Below are 24,373 nucleotides of genomic sequence, written 5' to 3'. Positions count from 1 at the left end.
GGCTGAGTCCGGCGGTTGGAGACCTGCGCCTTGCGTCCGGCAACGATGCCGGCATCGTTTGCATAACTTTATCGGGGCCCTGCTATTTATAAATGCTCATTTGCTGACGCTTAGCCGGTAGGTTTGTGTAACTCTATTCCCTCACTGGCTTCGGCCGCACCCACCCCCAATACTTCCTCTATGAAGCACTTGCTTTCTTTACTCTTGCTGTTGCTATTGCCGCTGGCCATGCGGGCCCAGGCGCTCACCATAGTGGAATCGGCCGGCTGGCAGGAGTCGGCCTACGTGCGGTGGCAGCCGCTGGCCACGGCGCAGAGCTACAACGTGTACTACACCGGCGCCGGCGTGGTCAACCAGAAGCTCGACGACCAGCTCATTCGCAACTACGGCTCCTTTTACCGGGCTGATGCCCTGGGCCTGGCGCCCGGTTCTTACACCCTTAAAGTGGCGCCCGTCAGCGGCGGGGTAGAAGGCGCCGCCACGGTGACCGGCTCGCTGACGGTGCAGGCCCAGGACCGCACCGGGTTTGCCTTCAGCAACGGCCGGGTGCCGGGCGCCTACAACGCCAACGGCACCGTAAAGAGCAATGCCGTGATTCTCTATATCACCCAAAACAGCAAAAACACCGTTTCGCTCAACGTGACCGGGGCCACCACCAACCCCTGCGTGGGCCTGCAAACCATCCTGGACGGCTTCAAAAAGGGCCGCGATGCCCGCCCGCTGATTGTTCGGTTCATCGGGCAAATCACCGACCTGAGCTACATGCTGAACGGCGACCTTGTGGTGGAGAACAACAATTTTGCTTCCAGCTACATCACCATGGAAGGCGTGGGCAACGATGCCGTGGCCGACGGCTGGGGCATTCGCATAAAAGGCGCTTCCAACGTGGAAATCCGCAACATCGGCACGATGAACTGCGACAGCGACGAGGGCGACAACGTGGGCCTGCAGCAGGACAACGACTACATCTGGGTGCACAACTGCGATTTCTTCTACGGCCACGCCGGCAGTGCCGCCGACCAGGTGAAGGGCGACGGCGCGCTGGACTGCAAAAAGTCAACCTACGTCACGTTCTCCTACAACCACTTCTGGGATTCTGGCAAGTGCAACCTGCTGGGCCTGAGCGAGAATACGACGCAGGGCTTGTACATCACCTACCACCACAACTGGTACGACCACTCCGATTCGCGCCACCCCCGGGTGCGGTTCTACTCGGCGCACGTGTACAACAACTACTACGACGGCAACGCCAAGTACGGGGCCGGCTCCACGGAAGGCTCCTCGGTGTTCATGGAAAGCAACTACTTCCGCAACTGCAAGTACCCGATGCTGACCTCGATGCAGGGCACGGACGTGTACAACCCCACCACGCAGCGCAACGACTACAACACCATGCCCATCTTCTCGAACGAGGACGGCGGCACCATCAAGGCGTTCGACAACTACATGGCCGGCCAGCAGCGCTTCGTGCCCTACGGCGCCACCGGCTTCCCCAACTCCACGGTTGACTTCGATGCGTACGTGGTGACTTCCCGGACGCAAACCGTGCCCAACACCGTTCATTCGGCTTACGGCAACAACACCTACAACAACTTCGACACCAACCCGGCCGTGATGTACACCTACACGCCGGAGGCCCCCGCCGCGGCCCAGGCCACCGTAATGCTGTATTCGGGGCGCGTGAAAGGCGGCGATTTCCAGTGGACCTTCAATAACTCGGTCGATGACGCCTCTTCGGCCGTCAACGTGCCCTTGCAGAATGCGCTGGTAAACTACCGCACCGGCCTGGTTTCGGTGCAGGGCGATGCGCCAACTCCCGGCGGCGGGGGCGGCACGGGCGGCGGCGGCACCGGTGGCGGCGGCACGGGCGGTGGCACGAGCACGGCCGGCATGGTGCACAACTTCACCTTGTCGGGCACCAGCAGCACGTTCTACACCATCAGCGGCAACCTGTCCACTTCGCAGGGTTCGGTGACGTACAACAGCCTGAACCTGACGCAGTGCCTGAAACTGGAGTCGGCGACGCTGATTTCCTTCACCACCACCGCCACTGCCACCCTCACGCTGGTGTTCAACACCGGTTTCAGCGGCACGGTGAAAATTGACAACGTCAACCAAACCGTTAGCGGTGGCTTGTTCACGATGAGCCTCCCAGCCGGCGCCCACCAAATTGCCAAAGGCACCACCGCCAACCTGTACTACATGAGCACGGTCTACACCGGCGCCCTGGCCACGCTGAAGCCGCAGGCCGAGCTGTCGTTGCAGGTGTCGCCCAACCCGGCCGCCGACGAAATGGTGGTGGGCTGGAAGAGCAAGCGGGCGTTTTCGCTCTACACCGTCACGGGCAGCCTGCTGAAAACCGGCTTCACTAACCAAACCGTTGACCTGAAAGACGTGAAACCGGGCATGTACCTCATCCTGATTCGGGACGAAGAAGGCTACGTGCGGACGGGCCGCCTACTCAAGCAATAGAGGATAAGCACTTATAGCAGCCCGTCATGCAGAGGGGCGCGAAGCATTTTTACCGCAGTAGTAATTAGTTACTATCGCGGTAAAGATGCTTCGCGCCGCTCTGCATGACGGGCTGCATTGGTTTCAGTGCAAAAGCCGTCCGATTTCCTGGCGCACGGCCTGGCCCAGAAAAATCTCGTGGCCCAGGCCGGGCAGCTCAACCACCGTGGCCGGGATGCCTCGCTGCCGCAGCTGCTGGTAATACTCCTGCGTCAGGGCCCGCGGAGCCGTGGAGTCGGCGGCGCCCACCAGCAGCGTCACCCGCGTGCGGGCCGGCACGCGGGCCACCACCTGTTCCGGCGACACGCTGGCTACGGGCTGGTCCCAAATGGCCCCGCCCACGCGGCGCTTCATGTGGGCGCGCCAGGTGGCCACGTTGCAGGGGCAGGAGGCCAGCAGGGCCGCATCGGCCAGGCCGGGGTGGCGGCCCAGCAGGTCGGCGGCGATGGCGGCCCCGCCCGAGTGCCCGGCCACCACCACCCGCCCCGCGTGGTAGCGGGCCCGGAGCGTGGTGAGCGCGCCCGCCACGGCGTCGATAACGGCCGGGGTGTAGTTGTCGCCGGTGGCTTCGCCGCGCTCGCCGTCCGACTGGTGGCCGGCAGGGTCGGTATAGCCGGGGCGCAACAGGCCCACGGCTACCACGTCGGGGTTGGCCCGGGCCACCTCGCGGGCCAGGGTGTACTGGTAGTCGGGCTTGTTGAAGGGGGCATCGCCGTGCAGCACCAGCAGCAGGGTGGGGTGGGGGCTGAGGGTGGCGCTGCGGTAGATTTCGGCACGCAGGCGCTGCTCGCCGGTGCCCACCCACTGGCCGGTTTCGGTGACTTCCGGGGCCTGGGTGGCTTTTGGTGCCGACGGCTGGCAGCTGCTGAGCAGAAGAGCCAGCAGTCCGCCGCTGCTGCTCAGGAAGTTTGGGTAAGTGCGCATGACACAAATAAAAGCCGTCGAACGCAGGCAGGAACAATGGGCTGCTAAACGACCTGCCGCAAACGGCAAACCGACCGGCCGCAACTGCCGCCGGAATACGCTCCATCCCAAGCCAGGCAAAGAGAATCCTAAGCCGCTGCGGTAGCCGGTGCTGCAGTGGCCGGCCAAATGAAAGGCTACTTTTTAGCCGGCGCTTTTCTGGCTGCCGGCCTTTTAGGAGCCGGAGCATCAGCAGTGGGCTTTTTAGGCGCCGAAGCCTTGGAACTCGTCTTTTTGGCGGCGGTGGCTTCGCTTTTGCGCTTGGCAATGGCCCGGCGCCGGGCAATGGCGGCGGCCGTGAGGGGCGGGGCGGGTTCTGGAGTAGCTGCCGTTGCTGCGGCTTTGGGCTTCCTGGCGGCAGCGGCGGGCTTGGCGGCAGCGGGCTTGGCAGGTTTCAGGTTCAGCAGCTTGCTGATTTTCTCGCACAGGCGCACCATCTCCTTGTCGCGCTGCGAGGGCGTGAGGTCGGCCAGCGGCTTGTCGGGCTTGTTGAAGGCCTGCAGCTTGCCCAGCGGCGAGCCTTTGAAGGTGCAATGCCCCACGATGACCGGGAGCAGCGTCACGCCTTCTTCCTTGGCCGCGGCCAGCAGGGGCGGCAGCTCATCGGAATGAATGAAGTCGGAAGCCATGAAGTGGCGGCTCACCAGCAGAATGCCCACCTTGGCCGTGGCCAGCTCCTCCCGGATGCGGGCCAGCCAGGGCTCGCCCTCGTTCAGGTTCTGGTCGCTCCAGATGCGCAGGTTCTCGTAGTGGCGCTTCAGCGGCGCGAAGTGGGTTTCCAGGAGCTTGCGCCACTTTTCATCGGCGTGGCTGTAGCTGATGAAGACGCTGGTTCGGGCAGATGCGGGCATGAGGCGAAAGTACGGCACTCGCCCCATCGAAACCAGCCGGTGCAGCCCGGCCGCACCGGCCGCTTTTGCCGGCCCAATCATTGGTGCCCACCAGGTTTCGGTAAATGGTTGGCTCGGGGCCGAAATAGCCGGTGCGGCCGGCCAGAATGCCCTCGCCGGCTGCCGCTGGCTAAGCCGTTGCGGCTTCTCCGGCGGCGGCCTGCTGGTCATTCAGGCGCTGCTGGTGCTGGGTGCCCCAGGCTTTCAGCACCTCAATCACGGGGTCGAGGGTGCGGGCGTAGGGCAGCACGTGGTAGTCCACCACCACGGGCGGGCCCGGGTGCACCGTGCGCTCGATGAACTGATGCGCCTCCAGCTCCTTCAGCTCCTTGGCCAGCACTTTGGTGGAAATGCCCGGCACGCTGCGCTCCAGCCCGCGAAAATGCCGGGTGCCAGTGCTCAGGGCCACAATGATTTGCAGCTTCCACTTGCCGTTCACCACCAGCAGGGCATTGCGCAGGGCCTGCATGGTGGGGGCGCATTGGGAATGGTCGTCGGGGCGTTTCGTCATGGCAGCAGAAGGGGAGTGGTGAAGGGCGAAGCATGCCTGATTACCAGCAGGTAATCAGGCTACCGCCACGTAATCTGAAGTGGCGGCAAGGTACAAACAAACGGCAACCTGATTACTTGAGGTAACCAGAGTGACGGGCGCAACCAGCCCGGTTGCTTCGCGGGCAAGCCCTTGTCATTGGCCGGTGGGCCAAGGGGCTGGCGCGCAGTTTATCACCTTTTTTCACCCCTTTTGTTTTATGCAGATTCTGCAAGTCATTTCCAGTATTCAGGGCGCCAAGTCGTACAGCACGCGCCTCAGCCAGGGCATCATCGACAAGCTCCTGGCCGCGCACCCGGGTAGCACGGTGGTCGTGCGCGACCTGGCCCGGCACCCGTTCCCCCACCTCGAAGAAGCGCACCTGAATGCCTACTTCACGCCCGCCGAAAGCCGCTCGCCCGAGCAGCAGGAGGCCGTGCGGCACTCCGATGAGGCCATTGCCGAAGTGATGGCGTCCGATGTGCTCGTCATCGGGTCGCCGTTCTACAACTTTAGCATCACCTCGGCGCTCAAGTCCTGGCTCGACCACCTCACCCGGGCCAACATCACGTTCCGCTACACGCCCAGCGGGCCGGAAGGGCTCATCAAGGGCAAAAAAGTGTACGTGGCCATTGCCAGCGGGGGTATTTACTCTGAGGGCCCCATGCAGCCCTACGATTTCGCCGCGCCCTATCTGCGCCAGATGCTTGGCTTTCTGGGCATGCGCGACGTGACGGTGGCCCGTGCCGAAGGCCTGAAGCTGCCCGAATTTGAGCCCACCGCCCTGCAAAAAGGAATTGACAGCGTAGCCGTATAAAAGCCGCTGGGCTTGGCCGGATAGGGCGGCGGCGGAGTAGTCCCGGCGGTGGTTTCCTAGTGTGGAAGCCACCGCCGGGACTATTCTTTGGCTTTGCGGCGCGCCACGCAAGGCCCGGCGGCACCCACGGCGCGCCCATAACCTTTTCCTAACGCCCGGGGTAAGCCAAACGCCGTTAGCTTCGCCCCATGAAAACGCTTTACCTCCTTCGCCACGCCAAATCCAGCTGGAGCTTCGACGAGCTCAGCGACCAGGAACGTCCCCTCAACGACCGGGGCCGCGACGATGCCCCCCTCATGGGCAAGGCCCTGGCCAAGCGCCGCATCTGCCCCGATTTGGTGGTGAGCTCGCCGGCCGTGCGCGCCATGAGCACGGCCGTGCTGGTGGCCCGCGAAATGCAGTACCCGCACGACAAAATCGTGGTGGAGCCCGGCATCTACGGCAGCGACGTGGATGGCCTGCTGGCCATCATTCGGGCTCTGCCCGACACGGCCGCTTCGGTGCTGCTGGTGGGCCACAACCCCACCATCACCGAAACGGCCAACGAGCTGTCGCCCTCGCCCTTCAACGAGATGCCCACCGCCGCCGTGGCCTGCCTGCGCTTCGACACCGATAAGTGGGAGGAAGTGAGCAAGGCCAATGCCGAGTTTTACTTCTACGACTACCCGCGCAACGCGAGCTGAGGAGGCGCTCGCAATGATAAAACCCCTTCTATGAAAGTCCTTTCCCGCGACCTGAGCTGGCTGCGTTTCAACGCCCGCGTGCTGCAAGAAGCCCAAAGCCCGGCCGTGCCGCTGCTGGAGCGGCTCAAGTTTCTGGCCATTTTCAGCAGCAACCTCGACGAGTTTTTCAAGGTGCGGGTGGCCACGCTGCGCCGCCTCACCAAGCTCAAGAAGAAAACCCGCGCCAAGCTCGGCGAGCGGCCCAAGCGCGTGCTGAAGGAGGTGCTGGCCGAAGTGGCCCGGCAGCAGCAGGAGTTCGGGGCCACGTTCCGGGAGCAGCTGCTGCCCGAGCTCAACGCCCACCACATTCACCTGCTGAGCGAAGCCCAGCTCGCCGACAAGCAGCGCGCGTGGGCGGCCCGCTACTTCCGCGACCACGTGCGCGACCTGCTCTCGCCCGTGGCGCTGGATGAAACCCTGCACCACCTGTTTCTGAAGGACCAGGCCGTGTACCTGACCTTCTTCCTGAGCCAGCCGCGCGACCCCAAGGCCAAAGCGGAAGCCGAGCGCGTGCTGGTAATGGAACTGCCCACCAAGCGCCACGGCGGCCGCTTCGTGCGCCTGCCCGATGAGGGCGAAGAGCGGTTCGTGTTGTTTCTGGACGATGTTATTCGGGTGGGCGCGGCCGAGCTGTTTCCGGCCTATGCGCAGGTGGAAGTCAACGCCATCAAGCTCTCGCGCGACGCCGAGCTGGACATCGAGGAAGAGGTATCGGGCGATTTGATGGAGAAAATTCGCAGCAGCCTGGCCAAGCGCGCCACCGGCTTCCCCGCCCGCCTGCTCTACGACCCGCAGATGCCCGCCGAAGCCCTGCGCGCCCTCAAGCAGAAAACCGGCATCACCGCCGAAGAACTGGTGGAAGGCAGCCGCTACCACAATTTTCGCGACTTTTTCGGCTTTCCGGACTTTGGCGAAACCAGCTTTCACTACCCCGAGTGGCCGGCGCTGGCCCACCCCACGCTGCCGCGCACCGGCAGCCTGCTCGATGCCATTGGGCAGCGCGACCACCTGCTGCACCCGCCCTACCAGAGCTTCGACTACGTGACGCGCCTACTGCGCGAAGCCGCCACCGACCCGCGCGTGTCGGCCATCAGCATCACGCTCTACCGCGTGGCCAGCAAAAGCACCGTGGTGAAAGCCCTGCTCAAAGCCGCCAAAAACGGCAAGCAGGTCACGGCCGTGGTGGAGCTGAAAGCGCGGTTTGACGAGGAGTCCAACCTGTTTTGGGCCGACAAGCTGAAGCGGGCCGGCGCCCACGTCGTCTTCACGCCGCCCGAGTTGAAGTGCCACAGCAAGCTGCTGCTCGTCGCGCGCCGCGAAGCCGACGAAACCACCCGCCGCTACGGCTACTTCAGCACCGGAAACTTCAACGAAAGCACCGCCGGCCTCTACACCGACCACGGCCTGTTCACGGCCGACGAGCGCCTTACCCGCGAGTCGGCCGCCGTGTTTCAGTACCTGCTCGACCCCACGGCCGCACCGCCCAAGCTGGAGCACCTGCTGGTGGCGCCCTTCGGCCTGCGCCCCGGCCTCAACGCCTTAATTGACCACGAAATCAAGCAGGCCAAAAAAGGCAAGGACGCTTCTATTATTCTCAAAGTCAATGCCATTGAGGACGAGGGCATGATAGCCAGACTCTACGAAGCCAGCAAGGCCGGCGTGCGCATCGAGCTCATTGTGCGCGGCATCGGCCGCCTGCTGCCCGGCCTGCCCGATTGCAGCGGCAACATCCGGCAGCGCGGCCTCGTGGACCGCTACCTGGAACACAGCCGCGTCTACGTCTTCGCCCACGGCGGCGAGGAAAAAGTCTACGTCTCCTCCGCCGATTGGATGACCCGCAACCTTGACCGGCGCGTGGAAGTGGCCTTCCCCATCCTCGACAACGGCCTGCGCGCCGAAGTGCGCCAGCTGCTCGATTTCCAGCGCCACGACAATGTGAAAGCCCGCGATTTCGACAACCAGTTCATCGCAGCCGCAGAGGGTGAAAAGCCACTGCGGGCGCAGGAGGCCACGTACGCGTGGCTCAAGGGCCTGAAGCGGCGGCAGCGGAAAGCGTAACTTCTAAAACGTCATGCCGAGCGCCAGCGAAGCATCTTTACTGCGATAGTAATTATTTACTTCTGCGGTAAAGATGCTTCGCTGGCGCTCGGCATGACGTTCTTTTTTATCGTCGGCAGGGCTCTGTGCTGCTCCCCTTTACCGCCGCACGCCCGACTTCTCCAGCAGCTTGCGCGGCGGGGTGATGAACAGCTCCAAACTCGCATAAGGCGCGCCATTCAGCTGCGAGTCGATGATTTTTTCGCGGTCGGCGTTGGTGCGGTCAAAGGCGTCGAAGGCGTAGTTGTAGCGGTAGCCGCCCTCGGCGCCCAGCCACAAGAAGCTCAGCAGCTCCCGCTCCCAGCGCAGGCGGAATTTTACTTCGGTTTCGCGCAGCTCCAGCGTGCTAAGGGTGGCCTTGCTGAGGTCGGGCGAGCCGTCGGCGTTCTTGCGGGTGAGGGGCGCACGGCTCAGGTTTACGATGTAGTTGTAGCCGTCCACGGTGTAGCCGGCGTAGAGGATGGAGCTGGGGTTCACGTTGTAGCGCAGCGTGATGCGGGCCGGGGCCAACGCCTCCACGCCCCAGCGGCTGTTGAAGGTGCGGTTGTACACCAGCGCGGGGTAGATGCTGAGCCGCCCGAACGTGTAGCCGTACTGGAAGCCCACGCCCCATGAGAAATTCGGGCTGCGCTTCCAGCCGTAAATGGCCTCGGCCGTGAAGCGCGAATAGTCCGATTTGGTGAGCTCGTCGGAGGTGTAGTCGCCGCTCAATTCGCCCTTCACGCGGGCCAGGTACCAGTGCACGGCGTCCACGGGCCGGATGATGGCAATCTGGGCGGCGGTGCTTTTCAGGCCTTTGTTTTCGATGTTGTCGTAGAGCTCGTAGCTCGTCGGGAGTTGCGCAAACTGGAATTCCTCGCGCTCGTAGCTCAGCCCCACGATGACCTTGAGGTGCGGGTGGTTCCAGGCCGGAATGTAGCCCTTGATGGACAGGCGGGCGTTTTTGGTGGCCTCGGTGCTGAAGTCGTTCAGGCCCTGCACCTGCGCCGACGACGACACCCCGAAGCGCGGCATCCGCTCGTAGCGCACTATCAGGCCCTTGCTCGGGCCCATGCCCAGCACCGAAGGGTTGGCAAACTGCTGCTTGTCCTCGGTGCTGTCGCCGGCCGCGGCCGTGGCCGGCGGGTACACCCGCTCCTGCACCTGGGCGCGCGCCGCGCCGGCCGCCCCCCCAACCACGGCCGCAAGCAGCCCAACCCGAAGAATAAAAGGAGATGACATGGCACGTACCGGGCCCTTATGGCTCGGTTCGGTCCCTTACGCGAAAACTGCCGTTGCGGCTAACGGCCGGGGTTATCAAATGAAGAATAAATGAACCCCAAAACCACCCGAGCAGAAAACCAAAGGGCCCGTTTGCTGGCAAACGGGCCCCTGGGGCAGCGCATGGCGGCCGGCTTACTGCTGCTCGTAGTCGGCGTTTTGGTAGGGGTAGCGCTGCTGGTGCAGGGCGGCCACGCGCTTGCTCAGCAGCTCGCGCAGCTCTTCCAGGTTGGTGCGCTCCTGGGCCGACACGAACACCACCGGGTCGTGCAGCTTGGCCATGTAGGTGGCCTGCAGCTGCTCCAGCGGCGGGCGCGGCGCGGCGGATTCTTCGTCTTCCGCCTCGTGCACTTCGCCAAAAGGGTCTTTTTCGGCCTCGTCGGGCCTGTACTGGTCTATCTTGTTGAACACCAGCAATACCGGCTTATCAGCCGCGCCGATGTCGGCCAGCGTGTCATTCACCACCTGAATCTGCTCCTCGAAGCCGGGGTGCGAAATGTCGACCACGTGCAGCAGCAGGTCGGCTTCCCGGATTTCATCGAGCGTGCTCTTAAAGCTCTCAATCAGCTTGGTGGGCAGCTTGCGGATGAACCCGACCGTGTCGGAGAGCAGGAACGGGCGGTTGTCGAGCACCACCTTGCGCGTGGTGGCGTCTACGGTGGCGAACAGCTTGTTTTCGGCAAACACGTCGGCCTTGCCCAGCACGTTCATCAGGGTGCTTTTGCCCACGTTGGTGTAGCCCACCAGCGCCACCCGAATGCTGCCGCCGCGGGTTTTGCGCTGGGTGTGGGCCTGTTTGTCGAGGTCTTCGAGCTTCTCTTTCAGGAAGGCGATGCGGTCGCGCACGATGCGGCGGTCGGTTTCGATTTCCGTTTCGCCCGGGCCCTTCATGCCCACGCCGCCGCGCTGCTTGTCCAGGTGGGTCCAGAGGCCAGTGAGGCGGGGCAGCAGGTACTGGTACTGCGCCAGCTCCACCTGCGTGCGCGAGGTGGCCGACTTGGCCCGCAGTGCGAAAATGTCCAGAATCAGCAGCGAGCGGTCCACAATTTTCACCAGCAGCTCGGCCTCCAGGTTGCGCAGCTGCGAAGGGGAAAGGTCGTCGTCAAAAACGACCATGCTGCTGCCCTCGTGCTGCACGTAGGCCTTGATTTCGGCCAGCTTGCCCTCGCCCACGTAGGTGCGGATGTCGGGCTTTTCGAGGCGCTGCACGAAGCGCTTGGTGGCAGTGGCGCCGGCCGTTTCAATCAGAAACGCCAGCTCGTCCAGATATTCCTGGGTTTGGGCTTCGGACTGCCGGCGGGGCGGCACCGATACCAGCACGGCGGTTTCCTGCTCCTTGGCGGTTTCGTAGGTGCCATTGTCGGCGGCTTTGGCGAGAATGCGGCCGGCGCGCCCCTTCACGTTATCGGTCGCGCCGATGTGGCGGGTGCTGTTGCTGTGTTTTCTGCCGCCGGATTGGGTGGTTGCCATGGGAAGTTGTCGGAATTGGAAAGGAGTGGCTAAAGCCGTAAACGCAAATTCAGCCAAAAGGAACGTCATGCAGCGCGCAGCGAAGCACCTTTACCGCAGCAGTAATCTAGTCAATTGAGTCACTACAGCAGTAAAGATGCTTCGCTGCGCGCTGCATGACGGGCGTGCCCCGCGCCCCTGCTACTTCAGCGTGAGCGAATACGCCACCACCTGCTGCACCTGCTCGGGCGTGAGCATTTTGCCGAAGGCCGGCATCTTGCCCATGCCGTTGGTCACCAGGTAGGTGCGCCCAAAGGCGTTGAGGTTGCTCTTGGTGAGGTCGTGGGCGCCGTTGGCGCCTTTCTTGCCGTTGGCGCCGTGGCAGCGCACGCAGTTTTTTTGGAAGAGGGCCTGGCCGGGCAGCACCTGCGGCGGTCCCGCCAGCGCCGGTTGCGGCAACAGGAACAGCAGCGTCAAAAGTCGAACATTCATACCGGGGCTAACACAAAATCAGGCCGCAAAGTACCGGAATATTGAGGGAATGAGGGTAGGAGGGGATGGGGGTGGGAGGGAAGGCAGGAGGCGTGGGCGCCCAGACACTAGTTGTAAACGCGCCGTAGGCCCGACCTTTGCCCCCTCATACCCGCCTACCCCCGTACCCCCTTACCCCAAAAAAGTGCGCGTCGCCCTCGTCATCAACACCAGCTGGAACATCTGGAATTTTCGCGCCAGCCTCGTGCGGGCCCTGCAGGCCGCCGGCCACGAAGTGCTGGCCATTGCCCCGCCCGATGACTACTCGCAGCGCCTCGAAACCGAGCTCGGCTGCCGCTACGTGCCCATTCTGATGGAAAACAAGGGCACCAACCCCGTGAAGGACGCCGCCCTCACGCGCCGCTTCTACCAGATTTACAAGCGCGAAAAGCCCGACGTGGTGCTGCACTACACCATCAAGCCCAATATCTACGGCAGCATCGCGGCCCGGCTGGCCGGCATTCCCAGCATCAACAACGTGAGCGGGCTGGGCACGGTGTTCATCGTGAAAAACTTCGTGAGCAAGGTGGCGCTGGCGCTCTACCGCTTCGCCTTCCGCTTCCCGGCCAAAATCTTCTTCCAGAACGGCGACGACCGGCAGCTGTTCCTCGAAAACGGCCTGGTGCGCCGCGAAATCACCGACCTGCTGCCCGGCTCCGGCGTCGACACCGACCGGTTCCGGCCGGCCGCGCAGTTCGTGCGCCAAACCCCGTTCGTGTTTCTGATGGTGGCGCGAGTGCTCTACGAGAAAGGCGTGGTGGAGTATTTCGAAGCCGCCAAAATCGTTCGGGCGGCCGTGCCGGGCACCCGCATCCAGCTGCTGGGCGGGCTCGACGAGGCGGGCGGCGTGGGCGTGCCGCGCGCCACGTTTGAGGAGTGGCTGAAGAGCGGCGACATCGAGTACCTGGGCCGCTCCGACGACGTGGCCGCCCACCTGCACCGCGCCGACTGCGTGGTGCTGCCCAGCTACCGCGAAGGCACACCCAAAACCCTGCTCGAAGCCGCCGCCGTGGGCAAGCCCCTGGTAACCACCGACGTGCCCGGCTGCCGCGAAACCGTGGTGGACGGCCGCAACGGCTTCCTCTGCCAGGTGCGCAGCGGCCCCGACCTGGCCGCCAAAATGCTGCAAGTGCTGCGCCTGAACGACGCCGACCTGCGCGGCATGGGCCAGAACAGCCGCTACCTGGCCGAAACCAAATTCGACGAAAAGCTGGTGCTCGACAAATACGTTTCGGCCGTGGCCGAGGTAAAGAAATGACCCCGCCGGAGGCCCGGGCCCGTCCTACCTTTGCCTCAATGCAAGCTAAACCCCACGCCCTGCCCGGACTCATCGAATTTATTCCCCGCCTCTTCGGCGACCCGCGGGGCGTGTTCTACGAAACCTACAGCGCCCGTCAGATGCAGGCGCTGGGCTTGCCGTCGGAAATTAACTGGGTGCAGGACAACCAGTCGAAGTCGCAGCCGGGCGTGGTGCGCGGGCTGCACTTCCAGCGCCCGCCCCACGCGCAGGCCAAACTCGTGCGGGTGGCCCAGGGCCGCGTGCGCGATGTGGTGGTGGACCTGCGCCGCACCTCGCCCACCTACGGCCGGCACTCCCAGGTGGAGCTCAGCGCCGCCGTGGGCAACATCCTGTTCATTCCCGCCGGCTTTGCCCACGGCTTCATGGCCCTGGAAGACGACACGCTCTTCCTCTACAAATGCTCGGACTACTACGCCCCCGCCAGCGAAGGCGGCCTGCGCTGGAACGACCCCGCCCTGGGCATCGACTGGGGCATCACCGACGCCCTGGTGTCGCCCAAAGACGCCACCCTGCCCACCCTGGCCGAGTTCGAGAGCCCCTTTTAGTAGTGGGTTGGTGAAATGGTGCGGTAGAACGTCATGTCGAGCTTGTCGAGACATCTCGCCGCGGAAAACTAATTACTGGCAGCACGCGAGATGTCTCGGCTGCGCTCGACATGACGTTCTACCGCCGCGCCAACCCACCATCACAGCAGCGGCAGCAGCGTTTCCAGGCCCATGCCGCGCGAGCCTTTGAGCAGGATTTGGCGGCCCGTGAGGGGCTGGCGTCGGAGCCAGTCCACGGCGGCTTCTTTGGTGTGGAAGTGCAGGGTGTTGGCCGGGGCGCACTTGTTCCAGGCCTGCGCCATTTCGGGGCCGATGAGGATGGCGCCGCCCAGCCCCAGGCCAAGAAGCAGCTTGCCCAAAGCGCGGTGCTCGGCGCGGCTGGCGTCGCCCAGCTCGAACATGTCGCCCAGAATCACCAGCTTGTCGGCCGGGGCGCCGGGGCGAGCGGCGAAGCTGCGCAGGGCCGCCGCCATGCTGCTGGGGTTGGCGTTGTAGGCGTCGAGGATGAGGTCGTTGCCGCGCGCGGTGCGCAGCAACTGAGAGCGGTTATTCTGGGGGTTGTACTGGGCCAGCGCGGCGGCCACACGCTCCGGCGCCACGCCGAAGTGCAGGCCCACGGCGGCGGCGGCGGCCAGGTTGGGGAAGTTGTAGTCGCCGGTGAGCTGGGCGGCCACGTCGGTGCCGTCGGCCAGGCGCAGAGCCACGGCGGGCGCGGCCGCAAGCAGCGTGGCCGGATAGGTATCTGCGGGGCCGGGGTAGGTGAGGCGGGTGGGCACGGCCGCGGCCAGGCCGGGCAGGCGGGCGTCCAGCGTGTTCACAAAGGCCGTGCCGCCGGTGCGGGCCAGGTAGTCGAACAACTCGCCCTTGCCCAGGGCCACGCCCTCGGGCCCGCCGAAGCCTTCGAGGTGGGCCAGGCCGATGTTGGTGATGAGGCCGTGGGTGGGCCGGGCCCACTGGCAGTAGTCGGCGATTTCGCCCCGGTGGTTGGCGCCCATTTCCACCACCGCAAAGTCGTGCTCCTCCAGCCGCAGGCGCAGCAGCGTGAGCGGCACGCCGATGTGGTTGTTGAGGTTGCCTATCGTGGCCAGCACCTTGAACTGCTGGGCCAGCACGGCCGTGAGCAGCTCTTTGGTGGTGGTTTTGCCGTTGGAGCCCGTCACGGCCAGCACGGGGTGCTGGAACTGCGCGCGGTGCTCCCGGGCCAGCTCCTGCAGCGCCCGCAGCGGGTCGGGGGCGAAGGTGTAGCGGGCCGGGTCGGTGGCGGCCAGGGCTTCGTCGTCCACCACGGCGTGGCGGGCGCCCTGCGCCAGGGCCTGGGGCGCGAAGGCCGCGCCGCGGAAGCTGGGCCCGTTCAGGGCAAAAAACAGGGTGCCGGGCTGGGGCTGGCGCGAGTCGGTGCTGACGAGGCCACCGGCGGCCAGATAATGGGAGTAAAGCGGGCTGGGCATGAACGGAAACGGGTTGCCGGGTGTAACTTGCTGCAAAGGTGGGCGTGATTTTTGTACTGCGCCGGGCAGTCCTTCTTTCCTTACGTCCGCTCTTGCTGCTTATGCTTCGTTCCTACGTTTTTTTGCTGGCGCTGCTGGCTTTTTCTTTCGCGGCGCGCGCCCAAAGCAACCGCTTTGGATTTGAGTACCGCGCCGCGGCCAAGGTGGTGCACGGCACCGACACCCTGGCCAACGCCTGGGCCGGCGGCCTCAATTCGCCCCAGTTCAGCACCATCGACCTCGACAACGACGGCCAGCAGGACCTCTACGCCTTCGACCACGAAACCAGCCGCAGCTACACGTTCCTGAACGTGGCCGCGCCGGGCACGCCCGCCGACCGCCGCTGGCTCTACGCGCCGCAGTACGAGTCCATTTTCCCGGACAGCCTGCGCGGCTGGGTGCTGCTGCGCGACTACGACTGCGACGGCCGCCCCGACATCTTCACCTTCTACCAGGGCGGCAACATCGTGGTGCTGCGCAACGTGCTGGTGAACGGGCAGGTGCAGTTCCAGGTGGCCAGCCGGCAGCTGCGGTACTCGGGCCCTTTCAGCGGCACGGCCAACCTGCAGATAGGCGGCTATAACCTGCCCGCCATTCAGGACGTCAACGGCGATGGCAAGCTCGACATCATGACGTATGATTTCATCAACTCCATCTTCATCGAGCAGTACATCAACACCAGCCCCGGCACCTGCGGCGGCGCCCTCACCTTCGAGCAAACCGCCACCAACTGGGGCGGCATCCGGGCCGCCTGCGCCTCCTGCGCCGCCTACCAGTTCAACAACCAGACCTGCTTCACGGCCAACAAGACCACGCACACCGGCGGCCATAGCCTGCTGCTGATAGACCTGGACGGCGACGGCGACCAGGACCTGCTCGACGGGCGCGACAACTGCCCCGAGCTTGCGCGCCTGCTCAACCAGGGCACCACGGCGGCGCCGCTGCTCACCCAGGCCGGCATCAGCGCCAGCTTTCCGTCGGCGGCCGCGCCGGCGCGGGTGCCGGTGTTTCCGTCCGGGTATTCCTTCGATGCCAACTTCGATGGCCGCCCCGACCTGGTGGTGGCGCCGAATATGGTGAGCAACACGTCGGACTTGGTGAGCATGCGCAACCACATCCAGCTCTTCACCAACTCGGCCGCCAGCGGCGCGCCCGCGTACGCCTTTCAGCCCAACGGCTTTTTGCAGAACACGATGATTGACGTGAGCGAAGGCGCCGCGCCGGCCTTCGGCGACATCGACGGCGACGGCCTGACCGACCTGCTGGTGGCCAACCACGCCGACCGCGTCAACGGTGCGTACCGCGCCACCATTGCGTACTACCGCAACGTGGGCACCCGCACCCGGCCCGTATTCAAGCTGATAACCGACGACTACCTGGGCTTCAGTGCCCGGCAGCTGCTGGGCATCAAGCCCGCGCTGGTGGACCTGAACCGCGACGGCGCCCTCGACCTGGCGTTTGCCTCCTGGGACCGGGCCACCAACGTGATTGCCTACGTGCTGAACACCGCGCCCGCCGGCGCCCCGGTCGCCTTCAACCAAGCGGCGTCCGTCATTTTCCAGCCGCAAGGCCCGGCCACCTCCACCAAGCCCACCAACCCGGCCCCCACCGACGGCGTGCTGCCCTACGAGCGGGAAGACACGCCTTATTTCACTGATGTGGACAACGACGGCTTCGTCGATATGCTCATCGGCACCAACGAAGCCCGCGAGCCGGGCATGGCCCTGCGCTACTTCCGCAACCGCGGCCGCGGGCCCCTCGACAGCGCCTTTGTGCTGGTGGATAACGACTTTGGCCACATCCGCACCGCCGACGGCTCCCGGCCCGAGAACCTGGCCCCCACCGTGGCCGACTTCGACGGTGACGGCCTGCCCGACCTGCTCACGGCCGACGCCACGGGCTACCTGCGCTTCTTCAGCAACTACCGCACGCAGGTCGGCATCTTCCTGGAACGCACCGATTTGCTGTATAACACTCGCACCAATGCCTACGAGCCCACCCGCCTGGGCCTCGACTCCTACGCCTTCTACGGCCTGGCCGCCGCCGACCTCAACGCCGACGGCGCCCCCGAGCTGCTGGTGGGCACCCAGTCCGGCGGGCTGCTGAGCTTCGCCACCCGCAACCGCACCATCACGGCCACCCGCACCGAAGCCGCGGCCGCCCTGGCCCTGAGCGTGTACCCCAACCCCGCCACGGCCACCGCCACCGTCGAAACCGCCCGCCCCACCCGCCTCACCCTGCTGGACCTGACCGGCCGCGTGGTGCGCACCCTCGACGAGGCCCAGCGCCGCCACGCCCTCAACCTGAGTGGTCTGGCCGCCGGCGTATATCTGGTGCGCGCCGTGGGGCCCGATGGCGCCACCGCCGTGCAGCGGCTGGCCGTGCAGTAAGGCGAAAGGCAGCAGGGTGTGTCATTGCGAGCGCAGCGAAGCAATCCGTTCTGTTCTCAGCGACCCGCCTATCAATGTGACAAAGCCCCTTTGCTAGGCAATAACGAAAGCCCCGACACTGCACAGTGCCGGGGCTTTTTGGTGAAAGGAAGAGTCTGGTGTTGAGGAAGGATTGCTTCGCTGCGCTCGCAATGACAAACGCCCCGCCCCCTACGTGCGCAGCTCAAAAGCGTCCCCATCGTTCAGCGCCGCGAACCGGGCCCGGAAGCCGTCCAGCTCGGCCCGGCGCAGGGCGTGGGTGAAGATGCCGGCCTGGTCATGGGCCTCCACGAGGTAGTTGCCCTGAGCGTCGAGCAGGGCCGAGTCGCCGCTGTAGACGTGGCCTGGGCCGTCGTGGCCGATGCGGTTCACGCCCAGGGCGCAGGCCACGTTCTCGATGGCGCGGGCGCGCAGCAGGGTGGTCCAGGCGGTGCGGCGCACGGCGGGCCAGTTGGCCACATACAGGAGCAGGTCGTAGGGCGCGGCGGGCTGGTTGCGGCTCCACACGGGGAAGCGCAGGTCGTAGCACACCAGCGGGCAGATGCGCCAGCCGCGCCATTCCTCCACCAGGCGGGTGCGGCCCGGGGTGTAGGTGTGCTGCTCGCCGGCCAGCGTGAAGAGGTGGCGTTTGTTGTAGTAGCTCAGGCTGCCGTCGGGCCGCACCCACAGCAGGCGGTTGTAGTAGGCCCCGCCTTCTTCGATGATGACGCTGCCGGTGACCACGGCGTTGTGAGCGGCGGCGTGGGCGCGCAGCCAGGCCACGGTGGGCCCGTCCATGGGCTCGGCCAGGGTGGCAGCGTCCATGCTGAAGCCGGTGGTGAACATCTCGGGCAGCACGATGAGGTCCGTCGGGGCATCCAGGCGGGCCAGGGCCAGGTCGAGGCTGGCGCGGTTAGCGGCGGCGTCCTGCCAGTGCAGCTCGGTTTGGAGGAAGGAAACGGTGAGGTCAGACATGGGAGGAGGTTGTAGCGTGGACTCTGCGAGTCCGCGCCCGGGCGAACGTTCTGGTAATGCGCGGACTCGCAGAGTCCACGCTACAGCTACCGCAGCCGCGCCGCCGCGGCCTCCAGCGTGGTGGCTTCTTTGGCGAAGCAGAACCGAATCAGGCCCTCATCGAACCCGTTGTGGTAAAAGGCCGAAACCGGAATCACAGCCACGCCTTTTTCGCGGGCCAGGTGCTGGGCAAAGGCCAGGTCGGAAGCCGGGGAGAAGGCGTCGTAGCGGGCCAGCTGGAAGTAGCCGCCGGGCACGGGCAGCAGGTCCCAGCCGCCGGCCGTGAGCAGGGCCCGGAACCGGTCGCGCTTTTCCTGGTAAAACGGGGCCAGGCCGCGGGCGTGGGCGTCGGTGGGGTCGGCTTCGAGGGCGTCGGCGAGGGCGTGCTGGGTAGGCGTGCTCACGGCGAAGGTGAGGAACTGGTGCACCCGGCGCACCTCGGTGGTGAAGGCCGGCGGGGCCAGGCAGTAGCCCACCTTCCAGCCGGTGGCGTGGTAGGTTTTGCCGAAGGACGAGAGCACGAAGCTGCGCTCGCGCAACTCCGCGTGCTGGCGGGCGCTGCGGTGCGGGGTGCCATCAAACACCAGGTGCTCGTACACCTCATCGCTGAGCACCAGCGCGTTGGTGCCGGCCAGCAGCTTGGCCAGCGCGTCCCAGTCCTCGGCCCCGAACATGGCGCCGCTGGGGTTGTGGGGCGTGTTGACGATGACCAGCCGGGTGCGGGCCGACACCACGCGGCGCACGGCGTCCCAGTCGGGCCGGAAGTGCGGGGCGGGCAGGCGCACGTAGCGCGGCACGCCGCCCTGCAGCCGGATGGCCGGGCCGTACAAATCATAGGCCGGCTCGAACACCAGCACCTCGTCGCCGGGGCGCACCACGGCGGCCAGCACCGCGTACAGCGCCTCGGTGGCCCCGGCCGTGATGGTGATTTCGGTGGCCGGGTCGGGCGCGGGGGCGTCGGGCTGCAGGCGGGCCACCTGGGCCGCAATGGCCTCGCGCAGCCGCGGCAGCCCGGGCATGGGCGCGTACTGGTGGTGGCCGGGGGTGCGGGCGTGGCGGGCCAGGGCCTCCAGCAGGGCCTGCGGCGGGTCGTAGTTGGGAAAGCCCTGGGCGAGGTTGATGGCGCCGGTTTCCTGGGCCAGCAAGGTCATTTGGGTGAAGATGCTGACGCCGACGTCGGGGAGTTTGGAGGGAAGCAACATGGCAGGGGTTGAAGGCAGGCCACCGGCCGCCGGAGGGTGGTGCAAAGTAAGGGATGGCGAGGCGCCGCCCAAGCCGGGCCAGGCCCGTTGAAAAACACGCGAATCCCGCTGCAGGTTGGGGGGGCCTCCCCCAACGTTGGGCAACCCTCCCCCAAGGCTTGGATTGGGTCCCCTAACGTTGGGGGAGGGCCCCCCAATGTTAGGGGAGGGTCGCCTAATGTTAGGGGAGGCCCCCCCAACGTTAGGGGAGGGTCGCCTAACGTAGGGGGAGGGTCCCCCAACGTTAGGCGACCCTATCCAAGCCATGGAGGAGAAACTCTTTTACAAGTACATGTGGAAGGTGGTGCCCTCGTCCACGGCGCTGCTCACTTCCAGCCGCCCGCCGTGGATTTGCACAATGCGGTTAACCAGGTACAGGCCCATGCCGGTGCCTTCCACGTGGGTGTGGAAGCGCCGGAACAGCTGGAAGAGCTGCGTGCCGTAGCGCTCCATGTCGATGCCCAGGCCGTTGTCCTGCACCGTGAGGATGGGGCGGCCGCTCACCGCGTCGGGGGTGCAGCTGAGGCGGATGAGGGGCACGCGGCCGGGCGCGGCGTACTTCAGCGAGTTGCTGAGGAGGTTGAAGAGCAGGCTTTGCAGGTTGGGCCGCACAAACTGCACGGTGGGGCAGGTGTCAAAATCGAGCTCGAAGCGGGCACCGGCCTGCTTCACCTGGTCCTGCAGGCTGTTGATGATTTCGGCCACCAGCGGCGCGAGCGATACGGGCTCGGCGGGCACTTCCTGCTGCTGGCGCTGCCCGCGCACGATGGCGCTCAGGTCGTCGATGGTACCAAAAATCTGGGCCAGCGCCCGCTCAAAATAGGTGATGAGCTTGATGGCGTCGGGGTCGCGGAAGTAGGCCGTGCGGGTCAACTCCTCAAAGATGCCGGCCATGTTGTTGATGGGCTGCTTGAGGTCGTGGCTGGCCGTGTACACAAAGTTGTCCAGGTCCTCGTTGGTGCGCAGCAGGCGGGCGTTCTGGGCCTCCAGCTGCTGCTGCACCTGCTTGAACTCGTGCACGTCGGTGTTGGCGCCCACCCACACGGCCACCGCGCCGGCCTTGTCCCGGATGGCTTCGGCGCGGGCCAGAAACCAGCGGTACTCGCCCTGCAGGTCGCGCCAGCGGTGCTCGGCCTCGAAAGGTTCGCCGCTGGCCAGGCTGTGCTGCCAGCGCCGCAGCGTGCCGGGCAGGTCGTCGGGGTGAATGAACCGCTCCCAGCCCCAGTCCTGCAGCTCCTCAAGTGTGCCGCCCGTGAAGTCGTACCAGCGCTGGTTGTAGTAGCTCACGCTGCCGTCGGGGCGCGAGGTCCAAGCCATCTGGGGCAGGGTTTCGAGCAGCTGCTGGAAGCGGTTTTGGCTGGCCAGCACCTGCTCCTGCAACTGGCGCTGCTGGTGCACGTCGGTGCTGGTGCCGTACCACTTCAGCACCTGGCCGCCGGGCGCGCGCCGGGCCTGGGCCTGCCCCAGAAACCAGCGGTACTGCCCGTCGTAGCGGCGCAGCCGGAACTCGGCCTCGTAGTAGCGCTGCGAGGCAATGGCCTGCTCCCAGCGCGCCTGCATGTGGGCGCGGTCGTCGGGGTGCACAAACTCCAGCCAGTGGGCGGCGCCGTTTTTCTCCATGGCCACGCCCACGTAGGCCGCAGTGCGGTGGTTGTAGAAGTCCACCGTGCCGTCGGGCTGGGCCGTCCACACCTGCTGCGGAATGCTTTCGGCCTGAATGCGCAATTCTTCTTCGCCCTCGGCCAGGCGCTCCTGCAGCTGGCGCAGCTCCGTCACGTCGGTGTTAGTGCCAAACCAGCGCAGCACCGCGCCGGTGGCCGCGTCCCGGATGGGCCGCGCCCGGCTCAAAAACCAGCGGTACTCGCCGTCGTGCCGGCGCAGCGGGAAGGTATCCTCCCACGGCTCGCCCGCCGCCACGCTGGCCAGGTAGCGCGCGTTGATGCCCTCCACCAGGGCCGGGTCGTGCACCTGCTTCCAGCCCCAGCCCTGCATGGTGGCCAGGTCAGAGCCGGTGTAGTCGTACCACTGCTTATTGTACCAAAAAATACGGCCCGTGGGGTCGGCCATCCAGGCCAGCTGGGCGATGTTGTCGGCCAGGGCGGCAAAGTCGAGGCGGCTGCGCGTCAGCTCCTCGGTGCGCTCCTGCAGCTCGTGGATTTCCACCGTGGCCGCGCTGAAGCCCGCCAGCTGGCCGGCTGCGTCGGGGTAAGGCTGGGCCTTGGTTTGAAACCAGCGCAGCTCGCCGTCGCGCCGCCGCACCCGGAACGTGGCCTGCCAGGCCTCGCCCCGCGCCATGGCGGCCTGGGCCACGGCTCCCACCCGGGCGCGGTCGTCGTCGGCCAGCACCCGCCAGGCGTCGTCGGGCGCGCCGGCGGGGTCCAGGCCGGTGTACTCGTAGAAGTACGGGTTGGTGTAGGTGATGCCGCCGGCGGGGTCAAAGTTGAAGATGAACACCGGCACCGACGCCGTGAGGGCGCGCAGCTGCTCGTCGCGCCGGTTCATCTCCAGGGCCAGGCGCTCGGCCTGCTGGCGGGCGCGCACCCGCTCGGTCACGTCCACGGCAAAGCCCAGCACCCCGGTCACCCGCCCGGCCGCGTCGCGCATGGGCTGGTAGGTGAAGTCGAGGTAGTACTGGGTGAGGGGGAGCCCGCCGTCCGGTCCGGCCAGCGCCAGCGGCACTTCCTGGCCCTCAAAGTTTTTGCCCGTGTGGTACACGTAATCAAGCAGGCTGACGAGGCCCTGCTCCACCACTTCGGGAAAGCACTCGGCCAGCGGGCGGCCCAGCTGGGCGCGCTGGTGCGTGAAGGCGTCGTAGCCCGGGTTGGCAAAGGCAAAGCGGTGCTCGGGGCCCTCCACGGTCACAATGAGCCCCGGCGTCTGGCTCAGAATGGGCCCGAGTTGCTGGTTTTCCGCTTCGAGGCGCTCCTGCGTCTCGTGCAGCTCGTGAATGTCCAGGTCCGAGCCGAACCACTGGCGCGGCCGGCCGGCGGCGCGGGCGTCTTCCAGCGGCTCGGGCACGCCCTGGCTCACAAACCAGCGGTACTGCCCGTCGTACCGGCGCAGGCGCAGTTCGTAGCGCCAGGGCGTGCCGGCGGCCAGGGCGGCGGCGTAGGCGGCGGCCACGCGCGGCCGGTCGTCGGGGTGCAGGCTTTCGCGCCACGCCCGGTCGAGGTCGTCGTCCGGGCCGGTGCCGGTGTAGGCGTACCACTGCGGGCTGATGTAGAGCACCTGCTCCTCCTGGTCGCTGATGAAGGTGATGCTCGGCAGGCTCTCGGTCACGCGGCGCAGGCGCTGGTCGGCGGCCCGGGCTTCGGCCTGCAGGGCTTCGCTGCGCTGGCGGGCCAGCACTTTGTCGGTCACGTCCAAGCCGTAGGCCAGCACGCCGGCGCCGGACTCGGCGCGCAGGGGCAGGTAGCCGTAGTCGTAGTAGCGCGGCTCCACAAGGCCCGTGGCCGGGTCCGGCAGCTCGGTGCGCTCCTCGATGCCGTACCGGGGCTGGCCGCTGTCGCGCACCTGGTTCAGCAGCTGCAGGTAGCCTTGCGCGGTGGCCTCGGGCAGGCTCTCGGCCACGGTGCGGCCCACCACGGCCCGGGGGCCCATGGTTTCGCGGGCTTTGGCCGAGAGGAAGCTGAACGCCAGCTCCGCCCCCTCCATGGTGCTGATGGTGAGCGGCAGCTGGTCAAGAATGCGCTGCATGAACCGCTGCTGGCTTTCGAGCTGCAGCTGGGCGCGGTGCTGGGCGTCCACGTCGGTGCAGGCCCCGAACCAGCGCCGCACCTGCCCGTCGGCGTCGTGCTGCGCCATCACGTGCGACAGAAACCAGCGGTATTCGCCGTCGGTCCCGCGCAGCCGGAATTCTACCTCAAAGGGCTGGCCCGTGCCCAGGGCCGTGCCCCAGCGCGCGTACATGCTGGGCAGGTCGTCGGGGTGGATGATGTTGCTCCACAAAGCGGCGCGCGCGGCTTCGTCGAGCTGCAGCACGTCGTGCCCCGTGTAGTCGATGAAGCGCTGGTTGGTGAATTCGGGCTCGCCGTCGGCCCCCGTGGCCCACACCAGCTGGGGCAGGCTTTCGGCCAAAAAGAGAAACTGCCCGGCCTCCTGCTCGGCGGCGAGCTGCTGCCGCAGTTGCGCGGTCACGTCCAGCAGGCGCACCAGCAGGTAGCGCGGGTGCTCCTGGGGCACGGGCTGCAGCGTGGCCTGCCAGTAGCCCACGGGCTGAGGCCCGGCGGCTTGCAGGGCGGGCGTCAGGGTGTGGGGGGCGCCGGCTTGGGCGGCGGCCAGGCCAGCGGCCCAGGCGGCGGCATCGGCCAGCCGGGCCCCGCCGGCTTCGGCGGCGGCGCAGAGCGCGGGCAGGGGCTGGCCGGGCAGGCCGGTGGCCGCGCCGGGCAGCAGCAGGTGGGTCAGGGCCGCGTTCAGGCCCAGCACGGTGCCGTCGGGGCTCAGCACGGCGTGCGGGGCGGGCAGCATCTCAAAGAGCAGCTCGAAATCCGGAGCGGGCAAAACGGCAGAAACGGGCATAACGGGCAGGCTCAGCAGCAGCAGCCGATAATGTGCCGCTTCCGTTTCCAAAGATAGGCCCGCGCGGGCGGAGGCGGCCCGCGCCCAAAAA

Annotated in this window: 17 protein-coding genes; 7 read left to right on the top strand and 10 right to left on the bottom strand. The window is 66.2% G+C overall.

From position 1 onward, the window contains the following. Positions 1-180: 180 nt before the first annotated feature. Positions 181-2,472, top strand: a complete 2,292-nt coding sequence (locus I2H31_RS12755; protein WP_196293419.1) for a pectate lyase family protein — start codon at positions 181-183, stop codon at positions 2,470-2,472. A gap of 123 nt (positions 2,473-2,595) precedes the next feature. Here I2H31_RS12755 and I2H31_RS12750 read toward each other — a convergent pair whose 3' ends face one another. The 3 genes from I2H31_RS12750 to I2H31_RS12740 all read right to left on the bottom strand — a co-directional run bounded on the left by I2H31_RS12750 (position 2,596) and on the right by I2H31_RS12740 (position 4,875). Further along, positions 2,596-3,435, bottom strand: coding sequence for an alpha/beta hydrolase family protein (locus tag I2H31_RS12750; RefSeq protein ID WP_196293418.1), 840 nt, complete (start codon positions 3,433-3,435; stop codon positions 2,596-2,598). Between the two features lie 176 nt (positions 3,436-3,611). Then, positions 3,612-4,325, bottom strand: a complete 714-nt coding sequence (locus I2H31_RS12745) for a toll/interleukin-1 receptor domain-containing protein (protein WP_196293417.1) — start codon at positions 4,323-4,325, stop codon at positions 3,612-3,614. A gap of 169 nt (positions 4,326-4,494) precedes the next feature. Then, positions 4,495-4,875 carry a winged helix-turn-helix transcriptional regulator gene (locus I2H31_RS12740; RefSeq protein WP_196293416.1) on the bottom strand — a complete coding sequence of 127 codons (381 nt, stop codon included), beginning with the start codon at positions 4,873-4,875 and terminating at the stop codon, positions 4,495-4,497. A 238-nt stretch (positions 4,876-5,113) separates the two neighbouring features. Here I2H31_RS12740 and I2H31_RS12735 point away from each other — a divergent pair, with 238 nt between their 5' ends. From I2H31_RS12735 to ppk1, 3 genes are all read left to right on the top strand, one after another. Further along, complete coding sequence (locus I2H31_RS12735) at positions 5,114-5,710, top strand: FMN-dependent NADH-azoreductase (protein ID WP_196293415.1); 597 nt, start codon at positions 5,114-5,116, stop codon at positions 5,708-5,710. A gap of 188 nt (positions 5,711-5,898) precedes the next feature. Next, positions 5,899-6,393, top strand: coding sequence for a SixA phosphatase family protein (locus I2H31_RS12730; protein ID WP_196293414.1), 495 nt, complete (start codon positions 5,899-5,901; stop codon positions 6,391-6,393). Between the two features lie 30 nt (positions 6,394-6,423). Next, positions 6,424-8,490, top strand: coding sequence for a polyphosphate kinase 1 (ppk1, locus tag I2H31_RS12725; protein ID WP_196293413.1), 2,067 nt, complete (start codon positions 6,424-6,426; stop codon positions 8,488-8,490). 138 nt (positions 8,491-8,628) lie between these two features. Here the strand turns inward: ppk1 and I2H31_RS12720 are convergent, their stop codons facing one another. The 3 genes from I2H31_RS12720 to I2H31_RS12710 all read right to left on the bottom strand — a co-directional run bounded on the left by I2H31_RS12720 (position 8,629) and on the right by I2H31_RS12710 (position 11,730). Then, entirely contained in the window at positions 8,629-9,750 is a 1,122-nt protein-coding gene (locus I2H31_RS12720; RefSeq protein WP_196293412.1) for a DUF6268 family outer membrane beta-barrel protein, read from the bottom strand. A 174-nt stretch (positions 9,751-9,924) separates the two neighbouring features. After that, on the bottom strand, positions 9,925-11,259 hold the full coding sequence (gene hflX / locus I2H31_RS12715; protein WP_196293411.1) for a GTPase HflX: 1,335 nt from the start codon (positions 11,257-11,259) through the stop codon (positions 9,925-9,927). Positions 11,260-11,439: 180 nt separating this feature from the next. After that, on the bottom strand, positions 11,440-11,730 hold the full coding sequence (locus I2H31_RS12710) for a c-type cytochrome (protein WP_196293410.1): 291 nt from the start codon (positions 11,728-11,730) through the stop codon (positions 11,440-11,442). Between the two features lie 184 nt (positions 11,731-11,914). On the opposite strand from I2H31_RS12710, the gene I2H31_RS12705 reads away from it, so the two are divergent. Then, a complete protein-coding gene (locus I2H31_RS12705; RefSeq protein ID WP_196293409.1) occupies positions 11,915-13,027 on the top strand; it encodes a glycosyltransferase family 4 protein in 1,113 nt (370 codons plus the stop codon). A 38-nt stretch (positions 13,028-13,065) separates the two neighbouring features. Then, positions 13,066-13,614, top strand: coding sequence for a dTDP-4-dehydrorhamnose 3,5-epimerase (gene rfbC / locus I2H31_RS12700; protein WP_196293408.1), 549 nt, complete (start codon positions 13,066-13,068; stop codon positions 13,612-13,614). Positions 13,615-13,754: 140 nt separating this feature from the next. Here the strand turns inward: rfbC and I2H31_RS12695 are convergent, their stop codons facing one another. Beyond that, entirely contained in the window at positions 13,755-15,062 is a 1,308-nt protein-coding gene (locus I2H31_RS12695; protein WP_196293407.1) for a UDP-N-acetylmuramoyl-tripeptide--D-alanyl-D-alanine ligase, read from the bottom strand. Between the two features lie 101 nt (positions 15,063-15,163). On the opposite strand from I2H31_RS12695, the gene I2H31_RS12690 reads away from it, so the two are divergent. Beyond that, the gene (locus I2H31_RS12690; RefSeq protein ID WP_196293406.1) at positions 15,164-17,491 is read left to right on the top strand and encodes a T9SS type A sorting domain-containing protein; all 2,328 of its coding nucleotides are present in this window, start codon (positions 15,164-15,166) and stop codon (positions 17,489-17,491) included. 210 nt (positions 17,492-17,701) lie between these two features. Here the strand turns inward: I2H31_RS12690 and I2H31_RS12685 are convergent, their stop codons facing one another. The 3 genes from I2H31_RS12685 to I2H31_RS12675 all read right to left on the bottom strand — a co-directional run bounded on the left by I2H31_RS12685 (position 17,702) and on the right by I2H31_RS12675 (position 24,282). Beyond that, a complete protein-coding gene (locus I2H31_RS12685) occupies positions 17,702-18,484 on the bottom strand; it encodes an amidohydrolase (protein WP_196293405.1) in 783 nt (260 codons plus the stop codon). A gap of 86 nt (positions 18,485-18,570) precedes the next feature. Continuing rightward, positions 18,571-19,725 carry a methionine aminotransferase gene (locus I2H31_RS12680; protein WP_196293404.1) on the bottom strand — a complete coding sequence of 385 codons (1,155 nt, stop codon included), beginning with the start codon at positions 19,723-19,725 and terminating at the stop codon, positions 18,571-18,573. Positions 19,726-20,046: 321 nt separating this feature from the next. After that, the gene (locus I2H31_RS12675; protein ID WP_196293403.1) at positions 20,047-24,282 is read right to left on the bottom strand and encodes a PAS domain-containing sensor histidine kinase; all 4,236 of its coding nucleotides are present in this window, start codon (positions 24,280-24,282) and stop codon (positions 20,047-20,049) included. Between the last annotated feature and the right edge of the window lie 91 nt (positions 24,283-24,373).

The sequence above is a fragment of the Hymenobacter ruricola genome (assembly GCF_015694525.1).
In the GTDB taxonomy this organism is placed as follows: Bacteria; Bacteroidota; Bacteroidia; order Cytophagales; family Hymenobacteraceae; genus Hymenobacter; species Hymenobacter ruricola.
The sequence above is the reverse complement of the archived record's forward strand: the minus strand, read 5'-3'. Positions and strand labels throughout refer to the sequence as shown.